The organism is Desulfobacter sp. UBA2225, from assembly GCF_002348205.1.
Lineage (GTDB): Bacteria > Desulfobacterota > Desulfobacteria > Desulfobacterales > Desulfobacteraceae > Desulfobacter > Desulfobacter postgatei.
Map to the genome: position 1 here is coordinate 1 of NZ_DDYV01000240.1, position 9,741 is coordinate 9,741.

At 44.8% G+C, this 9,741-nt stretch carries 10 protein-coding genes and 1 tRNA gene; 3 read left to right on the plus strand and 8 right to left on the minus strand.

Annotated elements, in window-relative coordinates:
• Positions 1-163: 163 nt before the first annotated feature.
• The 6 genes from B3D59_RS11965 to hisB form a co-directional block, all read right to left on the minus strand.
• Positions 164-874, minus strand: a complete 711-nt coding sequence (locus B3D59_RS11965; protein ID WP_286820038.1) for a zinc ribbon domain-containing protein — start codon at positions 872-874, stop codon at positions 164-166.
• 14 nt (positions 875-888) lie between these two features.
• Positions 889-1,704 carry a Nif3-like dinuclear metal center hexameric protein gene (locus B3D59_RS11970; RefSeq protein ID WP_286820040.1) on the minus strand — a complete coding sequence of 272 codons (816 nt, stop codon included), beginning with the start codon at positions 1,702-1,704 and terminating at the stop codon, positions 889-891.
• Between the two features lie 175 nt (positions 1,705-1,879).
• Positions 1,880-1,953, minus strand: a tRNA-Ile gene (locus B3D59_RS11975).
• 72 nt (positions 1,954-2,025) lie between these two features.
• Positions 2,026-3,906: an RNA polymerase sigma factor RpoD gene (rpoD, locus tag B3D59_RS11980; protein WP_286820044.1), complete on the minus strand. Its 1,881-nt coding sequence runs from the start codon at positions 3,904-3,906 to the stop codon at positions 2,026-2,028.
• Between the two features lie 23 nt (positions 3,907-3,929).
• Positions 3,930-5,711, minus strand: coding sequence for a DNA primase (dnaG, locus tag B3D59_RS11985; protein WP_286820046.1), 1,782 nt, complete (start codon positions 5,709-5,711; stop codon positions 3,930-3,932).
• 96 nt (positions 5,712-5,807) lie between these two features.
• Positions 5,808-6,395, minus strand: a complete 588-nt coding sequence (gene hisB / locus B3D59_RS11990; RefSeq protein WP_286820048.1) for an imidazoleglycerol-phosphate dehydratase HisB — start codon at positions 6,393-6,395, stop codon at positions 5,808-5,810.
• 253 nt (positions 6,396-6,648) lie between these two features.
• Here hisB and B3D59_RS11995 point away from each other — a divergent pair, with 253 nt between their 5' ends.
• The 3 genes from B3D59_RS11995 (at position 6,649) to B3D59_RS12005 (ending at position 8,434) form a co-directional block, all read left to right on the plus strand.
• Positions 6,649-7,374 (plus strand): putative metalloprotease CJM1_0395 family protein, encoded by a 726-nt coding sequence (locus tag B3D59_RS11995; protein WP_286820054.1) that lies wholly within the window; start codon positions 6,649-6,651, stop codon positions 7,372-7,374.
• Between the two features lie 134 nt (positions 7,375-7,508).
• Positions 7,509-7,805, plus strand: a complete 297-nt coding sequence (locus B3D59_RS12000) for a flagellar basal body rod C-terminal domain-containing protein (RefSeq protein ID WP_286820056.1) — start codon at positions 7,509-7,511, stop codon at positions 7,803-7,805.
• Between the two features lie 83 nt (positions 7,806-7,888).
• Positions 7,889-8,434, plus strand: a complete 546-nt coding sequence (locus tag B3D59_RS12005; protein ID WP_286820057.1) for a C40 family peptidase — start codon at positions 7,889-7,891, stop codon at positions 8,432-8,434.
• Positions 8,435-8,519: 85 nt separating this feature from the next.
• Here B3D59_RS12005 and B3D59_RS12010 read toward each other — a convergent pair whose 3' ends face one another.
• Positions 8,520-9,500 (minus strand): DUF2156 domain-containing protein, encoded by a 981-nt coding sequence (locus tag B3D59_RS12010; RefSeq protein WP_286820058.1) that lies wholly within the window; start codon positions 9,498-9,500, stop codon positions 8,520-8,522.
• 21 nt (positions 9,501-9,521) lie between these two features.
• The coding region (locus B3D59_RS12015; protein WP_286820061.1) for a GNAT family N-acetyltransferase at positions 9,522-9,741 on the minus strand (220 nt) is incomplete at its 5' end.

The following is a 9,741-nucleotide window of genomic DNA, read 5'->3' on the forward strand; positions in this document are numbered from 1 at the left end:
CGGTCTACTCTCTGTTGCACTTTCCTTCACGTCACCGTGACTCCACGTTATGGAGCGTCCTGCCCTGTGGTGTTCGGACTTTCCTCCCGGCGTTAATTCGCCCAGCGACCGTTTGTGCCGGTCAGACCGAAATTAAAATTGTTCTTCAATCTAATTCTAAGTATCAGCTTTTATCATAATAAAGAATTCGGCTACACTGGGGACAAAGTATCAACTGGTTTCCGCGCTGAACTTCGATATACAGTTGGGGTGGAATATTCATAAAACACCCTAAACAGACCTCATCCTGCACATTGGCAACGGCAGACCCCTGATTCATTTTAGAAATGCGTTTGAACCGATCTAAAAGTTTAGGATCCAAACTTACACCGATTTCTTTCTGGCTTTTAATATATTCCTCAAGCAGCTTGCGGTCCTTAGTGGTTTGTTCTTCAATCTGGTTCTGTTCCGCTTTGATCTGTTCTTCGAGCTGCTGATATTCTTTTGTACTTTCATTCACAACTGCCTGGGACTTTTCCCGCTCTTCCATGATCTGTAACAGCTCTGTCTCTAAGGCATCTTTTCTTTTTTTATTATCATCCACCTCCCTGAGCAAAACCTGATACTCTTTATTTGTGGTTACATTACGAAGGGTTTCATTGCTTTTGATAATGCGGGCATCAACAATTTTAATTTCATTTTCACTGTCAATGCAATTTTTTTCCAGTCTTTCAAGTTCTTCGGTATTTTCCTTGAGCGCTGCTGCAAACTGTTTGAGCCTGGATGCCAGTTTGATTTTCTTTTTTTCAACCTCATGCAGTAAGTCCTTAAGACGAACTATTTGGGTTTCAGCCTCCTGAAGTTTTACAAGGGTGGCAATCTCTGGTTTTGACATAAGGTGTTACATCCTCATATGGTTAAAAATGGGTCTCGTTCCTGATCATATGTATTAATTAAAATTTCATATTTTCTGGAATCAAACATCTGCCCAAGACGCTTTTTCAAAAGTTCGACAGCAATTGATTCGGAAGAAAAATGGCCGACATCGATTGCGGACTTACCATGGGACTCTATATCCCGAGCTTCGTGATATTTCAAATCCCCTGTTATATATACATCCATTCCCGAGCCTAAAAATTGAGTTGTCAAGGACCCGCCGGAACCCGAACACAATGCTGCGGTTGATACCATGTTCCCGGGTTTACCAATAATTCTTACGCGGGGAATTCCCAATTTTTCTTTAATCCGGCAAGCCAGTTGTTCAAGTGTCATGGTCACCCCAATCTGCCCAATGCGCCCAAGTCCTTGAATCTGTCCGGCAGATTCATTTTTCATTGCATCGGAAAAAAAAACATCCGTGCAAAAAATATCCAATTTTTGGGCCAGATAGTCGTTCAAACCATCCTGAGCCTTATCCAGGTTTGTGTGGGCACTGACTACGGCAATTCGAGATCTGGCACTGGTCAGAATGGCAATTCCAGGCATCCTGCTGAAATCGATCTGCTTTTCAGGTGACATGACCAGGGGATGATGGGTAATCAACATATCACACCCCAGCCTTTCCGCTTCGGACAAGGCCTTATCTGTGACGTCCAGGGCAATTAGGATACTGGACACCGGCCACCGGGGATCACCGACTTGAAGCCCTGAATTATCCCAGGATTCAGCCAAGGCAAAAGGTGCAATTTGATCTACAATATCAATAATCTGTTTTACCGTCGGCATGCGTCAATAAGTCTCAAAACAAAAAAGCGTGGAGTACACTCCACGCTTTAGATTTAGTCTATTTCCGTATTGCTCTGCAGGCATATCCATGTATGACCTGGTCATCCTTTCCCTCTTTTCAGCATATCAATTGGCTATCCCCCTAACTTAAGACCTCATGTATGAGCAAGTTCTTTGGTGGGCCCACCTGGATTCGAANNGACCGACCGGTTATGAGCCGGTGGCTCTACCAAACTGAGCTATAGGCCCGGAAAGCCGCTTTGGTAATGCGTTGCAAGCAAATTCGAAATATATATAGCAACACCTTTATGCTGTCAAGCGTTAATTCTCTATAAAAGTTTTTAGTTTTTTACTCCTAGTGGGATGACGAAGCTTACGCAAGGCTTTGGCTTCAATCTGACGAATACGCTCCCTTGTAACGGTAAAATCCTTTCCAACTTCTTCTAAAGTGTGATCAGACTTTTCTCCGATGCCAAAACGCATCCTCAACACTTTTTCCTCCCTGGGCGTCAACGTTGCCAGTATTTTACGCGTCTGTTCGGCAAGGCTTAGATCAATGGCGGCCTCGGAAGGAATAGAAAATTTCTTATCCTCGATAAAATCGCCAAGATGACTGTCTTCTTCCTCACCAATGGGGGTTTCAAGGGAAATAGGCTCCTTGGCAATCTTAAGCACCCGCCGAACCTTATCAATGGGGATTTCCATTTTTTCGGCAATTTCCTCTGGAGAAGGTTCCTTGCCCATCTCCTGAACCAGGTACCGGGAAGTGCGGATCAGTTTGTTAATGGTTTCGATCATATGAACCGGAATTCTGATGGTTCTGGCCTGGTCTGCAATGGCACGGGTAATCGCCTGACGGATCCACCAGGTAGCGTATGTGGAAAACTTGTATCCCCGGCGATACTCAAATTTATCCACCGCCTTCATCAAACCAATATTGCCTTCCTGGATCAAATCAAGAAACTGCAGTCCCCTGTTAGTATATTTTTTGGCAATACTGACCACAAGCCTTAAATTAGCGCGAACCAGTTCACGTTTAGCGGCATCCGCTTTTTTGCGCCCGATTTCAATCCCCTGAACAATTGCATTGAGGTCATCAACACTGCCTTTAACCAGGTCCTTTTTTTCTCCAACCTGCTCACACAACGAATTGATATCATTAAAAATAGTACCTGCACGGTCCGGGGTCATTTCGCTTCTTGACGTGGCCCATTCAACAAAAACAGCCTGATCTTTTGTCTGTTTCATCATGGTGCTGGGCTGGACATTAAACGTTTTTGCACACCTGGCCAGCAGATTATCAACCGTTTTAAACCAGATTATTGTACTTCTGATACTCTTTTCTATGTTATCAATGACATTGGACTCAAATCGCCAGTTTTTAAGCAGTTCAAAAACTTCTTCTGTATTGCAGTCAATCTGTTCCGTAAGAGCGCTGTATTTTTTTGTACCTTTCCTTGTGTTTTCAAGCTCATCACGACAGGACTGACTCTGCTTATGCAAGGTTTTTATCCGGGCTAAAGATTCAAGGAATTTTTCCTGTTTGGAGACTTCATCAACCATTCCGTCCCCCTCATCCACATCCCGGAGTACGTGCTTGGGACGCATGGCCTTATCTTCCATTTTTTTACCATACATAAAAATGGTATTCAGCGCCAAAGGACAATCGAGCATTGCCCGCAGTACATCCCGTTCTCCAACCTCTATTTTTTTGGCGATTTCAATTTCACCTTCACGGCTGAGCAGGGTTACCATACCCATCTCTTTAAGATACATCTTCACAGGATCAGTAACTGCACCAAATTCCATGTCGGAACGTTCACGTCGGGAAGATAGTGCCTCCCTACTCCCTTTCTTATCCATATCATTTTCAAGACCTTCGTCATCATCATCCCTACGGGATACAGAGCTTTTAACTCTTTTATTCTTTGATGACCGGGAAGCCTTTTTGGGGCTTTGGGCCCTGCCCTGGTTAATGGCAGACGTGTCCTCGTCTCTGTCACCAACCAGTTCAATACCCATTTCCTGAAACTGAATGACAATATCATCTATCTGATCAAAGGATTGCAAATCATCTGAAATGGCGTCATTGATTTCGGAAAAGGACAGCACGCCTGTTTCCTCTCCCTTTTTGATAAGCCTGCGCATTTCGTCCTTACCAATCATCACGCCTTCCTCAGATCTGCTGGTCTTTTCTGCCATATATGCCTCCCAAAGGCTTAAAGTTAACTGTTATGCAACTGCTGAATCTGCTGCTGTTTAAGTTTGAGCAGATTGATCACATCAACATCACAGCCCTCTTTTACTTTTGTTAATTGACTGACAATGATTCTGTCGGTTTTATTTTTTATTTTTATGACCCGGTTGACCAGGACAGCAAACGTCTGAGCCGGATCCTGAACCCCGGTATAATCTTCCATAGCCATCGATGCAATCAACTCCCGGTCTTCATCGGTTTCAACCCTGGCCATGACCGCACCCACAATGTTTTGAGTGTTCGTTCCGCTGTCAATAATCAAACAGCCAAGCCGCTTAAGCGGCTTGGAATAAAAGGCGGGGAGCACCTTTTTTTCCACAGCAACAGCAATCAGTTCAGGCCAGTGAAGCATCATGGAGAGGATCTGTTTTTCTCTTGGGTCGGATTCCAAAATACTTTTGGATGCGTCGCCGTCCTCAGCAATCAAAGGTTCCCGGATCTGTCTGTTTGCCTCTTTTTCATAGGCATCCTTTACTTTTTCAAGAACAGCCTTTTCATCGATATTAAGTGTTTCAGCCAGCTCACGGACATAGATTGAACGGACCGCATAATCCTGAATCATAGCCAGATGCTGCTTCATCTCGTCCAAAATTTTTATACGTCCCTCAACGGAAGTTCCGTGGGTATCCAAAGATAGCTGGAGCAAAAACTGCATCACTGTCTTGGCAGTACCTGCAAGTTCAAGAAAGGCATCCCGGCCATGGGCCATGACATAGGAGTCGGGATCATTGTTGCCCGGAAGCACCAGAATCCGGGTATCAATCCCCTCCTGAACAAAAACGTCAATGCTTCTTTTGGCAGCCTTTATACCTGCTTCATCAGAGTCAAAAACCAGGATCATGGTCGTTGCATAGCCTTTAAGAATCCTGACATGCTCCCGAGTCAGGGCCGTACCAAGGCTTGCCACACTATTTTCAATCCCGTATTGATAAAGTGAAAGAAAATCAAAATAACCTTCCACAATAAATACCTGACCCAGCCTGCGGCACGCCTGTTTTGCCGCGTGCAATCCGTAAAGAATACGGCCTTTGCTGTACACCGAGGTTTCAGGAGAGTTCATGTATTTGGGCATGCTGTCATCCATGACCCGGCCGCCGAATCCGGCTACCTGCATGTTGATGTCAAAAATAGGAAACATCAGCCGGTTTCGAAATCTGTCGTAAAACCCGTTTTTCTGTTTTTTTTCCAGCACCAGGCCGGAACTGAGCGCGACCCCTTTAGTAATTTTTTCTTTTTTTAATACATTGACAATGGCATCCCAGGCATCAGGGGAGCATCCCAGTTGAAACTGCTCAATAATCTGTTTACTAGTTCCTCGCCCTTCAAGATACCGCCTGGCACAATTGCCCTTTGATCGGTCCTTTAGAAAAGATGTATATGCCTGCATTACCTTTTTATTAAGACGGAAAAGAGATTCCCGGGTATGAACGGCTTTGCGCTGTTGCGGACTCATCTTTCGGGTTTCAATGACAATGTTATACTTTCTGGCCAGCATCCTTGCAGCTTCGGGAAAGGAGATCCCATGATATTTCATGATAAAGGAGAGGACATTACCGCCGGCGCCGCACCCAAAGCAATGAAAAATCTGCTTATCGGGATTAATGGAAAAAGAAGGCGACTTTTCAGAATGAAAGGGGCATAAACCAAAAAAATTCCTGCCTGACTTTTTTAGAATAACTGCCTCGGAAACAACATCAAAAATATCCGAAGCAGCTAAAATCTCTGCAATTTTTTCTTCAGGGATCAGCATTTTGGGTAGAGCCGGCTCCAAAATTTCAAATCTTCATGTAAATTAGATTAGAATAAGCAGTGAATACGACCTGTCAACAACCAATCGTGCCGTTGACTATAAACATCCCTTGGTGGATAATGCGCCTGATATATGAGAAATCGGACGGGTCGCAGTATGCAATGACCGTCCAAACGCCTTGAATATGGACTCAAGTACGTGGTGTTCATTCTCACCGTAAAGGGCATTAATATGCAGATTAAATCCGCCTTTGACACAGACTGCCTGGAAGAACTCCCTGGCAAGATAGGCATCAAAATTCCCGCGGGATTTCAAATCGTTGGGAATATTGTAAACAAGATAAGGCCGGTTGGACAAATCAATGGTTACCCGGGACAGGGATTCATCCATGGGAACACTTGCATCACCAAACCGATGGATGCCCCCTTTTTCAGACAATGCCTGCTGGATCGTCTGCCCTAGGACAAGACCTGTATCTTCTACGGTATGATGAAAATCTACGTCAAGATCGCCTGTGGCTGAAATCAGAAGGTCAAAAAAACCATGCACTGTAAATGCTGTAAGCATGTGATCAAAAAAAGGAATGCCTGTACTGATCTCAGCTTTTCCCTGTCCGTCCAGATTCAGCCGGATATTTATCCGGGTTTCCTTAGTCTGCCTTGACACCTCAGATTGTCGATTCATAAAAAAGTTCCTTGAAACCGGCAGAATTTTGTTTTATACAATCGTCTAATCAACTGGTACTCTGCTTTTATTTTCCGGCTTGTCACAGCGTAACGTAAAACGCAACAACACGCCATAACGAATCTTTCTAAAATACGCGCATTTCCGACATTTGTCAACGTCGATTCCATCACCTGGTGTACATTCAAATAACCGTTTGAAATTTCATAATTAATTGGTATATTAAAGGTGTATATAATTTAAGGGAAGCGTTATGGATGTTCAGGCTGCAGGAATAAACAGCTATTATACATATCAATCCGCCCTTGAACGGGGATCTGACCTGATATCTTCGTCCTCCAGGCCCGAATCCCAGGCGCAGGATACCGAGATCAGCGAAGCCGCATCCCTGTTCGACAGTGAGGAACAGGTTGGTTCGGATTCCCAGACCCAGACAGATGAAGCCGCCCAGAAAAAAAGTCAGCCGTCAGAGGCAGATGCAGAGTCGCGGCTTACCTTGGACGAAAAATTACTCATCGAAAAACTTGAAAAAGTTGACGCTGAAGTTCGGGCTCACGAAATGGCCCATATTGCCGCCGGCGGAGAATATATCACCTCTGGTGCCACTTTTTCCTACCAGCAGGGCCCTGACGGAAAAAAGTATGCAGTAGGCGGAGAGGTCAGTATTGACACAGCTTCCGAACCTGGGGACCCCGAGGCAACATTACAGAAAATGCGGCGGGTGCGTGCCGCAGCGTTAGCCCCTGCCCAGCCATCCTCCCAGGATTTAAAAGTAGCATCCAACGCTGCATCCCAGGCGGCAAAAGCCATGGCTGAAATCACACAGCTTATATCAAATGAGCAGGCCGGACAGATGGAGACAGCAGTGTCCGGATATACACGGCAGCAGGTTTCCGATGCGTATACCAAAACAGGCAGCATGTCCGACCAGAATAGACCCAATCAAGATACCCAAAATTCATTTCATATCGCTGTCTGAAATAAAAGTATATTGTTATGAAGGTATTTTTTTGATATTATTTGAATATCAATTGATACAAACCGGGGGTAAATATCATGGGGATGACCGTCCAAAACAATGGTTCAGCTTTACAGGCTTTTTCAAACCAAATATTGGTTTCTTCAAATAATGTAGCCAACTCCCTGTCGGACGAGTTCAAGGCGGACAGAGCGTATAATGTTGAGGCAAAAAACGGACAGGTACAAACTTTCATCTCCAAAACCCAGGCAAGCGCAACTCTGGCTGAAGATCCTCTCAAAAATGATGGTTCGTTAAAGGAATTATCCAATACGAACATTGCAGAGGAAATGATTGTGCAGATTCAAGCCCAGAATGGGTTTGACGCCAATGCCAAAATGATTCAGACCTATGATGAAACAACCGGAACCCTACTGGACACCATCGCATAAGCCGGCATGTTTGGAATAAAAACGACCCCACCCCACAGACAAGTGCGGATGATCTTACTACTAACTATTGATCATTTTACATTGTGACAAAGTTTACTTCCCTAATCCGCACCATTGCGATCGTTTTTTTGGCCGTGCTGATCTGCTTTGGCTGCGGCAAACTTAAAGGAGGCCGGACGAATCAGTCTGGCCTCCCAGGGCAATCTGATGACCCCGAATATAACAGATCCGGCCTCCTGTCTGACACCCGTCAGAGTATTGTCCAGGCAGCCATGACTGCCGTGGGTACGCCCTATCGCTGGGGCGGCGTTTCTCCAAAGGGTTTTGACTGCTCTGGGTTAGTGGTATATACCCACGCCAAAATCGGGATTCATGTACCAAGAGCAGCGAGTGCCCAGTTCAAAAACTGCACATCAGTATCTCGGCAAAATATCAAACCGGCAGATCTGGTTTTTTTTTCAGTACCCAGAAGACGGGGGGATGTTCACGTAGGCATTTACATCGGCAAAGGTCAGTTTATACATGCACCGGGTAGGGGGCGCAAGGTTACGCGCGTCTCATTGGACAATGTTTACTTTAAACACCATCTCATTAAAGCCGGAAATTTTTTTAAACAAAATGAAGGATAATTCCTGCATCGAAAAAACACTTACATTTTACTTTATTGTTTAAAAAGCCATCTCAAAATATTCTTTTAAGATGGCTTTCACACTCCTAATGGGATCTTAAATTCAGCTTAGGCACTAGAAAATAGGGTTCAATCAACGCATGGGGAACATATGACAGTTTTGCCTGGCGTAATCCCGGTATTCCAAGATCCTGTTCCCGATTGATATATCGTGCAGTCCCTTCCAGAAATTTGGCAGTCTCGCTATTGATCATCTGGGCGGCACCCTTGAAAGTCACATCTGATTTTTCAAAGTGAACATCCCAGGTGTCAGGCGAGAGGGGACTGAAAACAGCAAACGCTGCAATTTCATCCTTTACCATCAGTATCAATCCGTTTAAACCCAAATCTTTCCAATGGGAGAAGGCCATGGCAATTGCTTCTGACTCTTCCACCAGGGAGTTGGATACTGAAGGCGTGCCTTCAAGCAAACGCTTTTCAAAACGCATCACCTCTTTGCAATTACCCTCATTCATATGGACTATGGAGTAATCTGGATACGTGCGCGTAAACTGGGCAATAAGGTTTTTTTTCTTATTCAGTTTACTGCCCTTTAACTCTGCCAACTCCTGTGTCAGGTAAACATAATCTGCCTCATCACGGTCAGAGGTAATACTGAAATAACGATCCAGATCCGGCCATATATCCACGTAAGATTCAGGCACCAGCCCGATGTTTCCGGACAGTCCTGCGGCAATGGCCTTTTTTGAAAGATCAAACAATTCTTCAGGATTCAAATCCTCTCCGATGGGCATGAACAGGGCCCGGCTGCGATCGTCATGAATCACCAGGTTTTCCTTATAAAAAAACCATGAATACCGGTACAAGTTCTGCCAACAAAAAAGATTAACATAGCTGTACTCACATGAGCAGGGCGGGTAATGGCCCAGGAAATCAAGTATCAGGGGACGGGTCTCCAGATCAAATTTCCCGGGCTTAAGTATATTTGGTTCAGTCTGCAGATCATCAGCACTGTTGCTGATGATTGGTGGGGTATTACAGGTTTCCGAATGGCTATGACATATCATGGTTTTTCCTTTACATAACTGTTATTCAAGTTTAAAGGGGATGTGGTCCTTCATCTGCCTGAACCCGAGTTTTTCATAAAATGAACGAGTTCCCGGCTCACCGATCAATCCAATCCAGTCCACTCCCCTTCTTTTAAGTTCCTGGATCAGAAAAGTCACAATCAGGGTACCGATGCCAAATTTCCGGTAGGCTGACAGTACAGCTATATCCTGAATATAAGCATCACTACACAGATCGGAA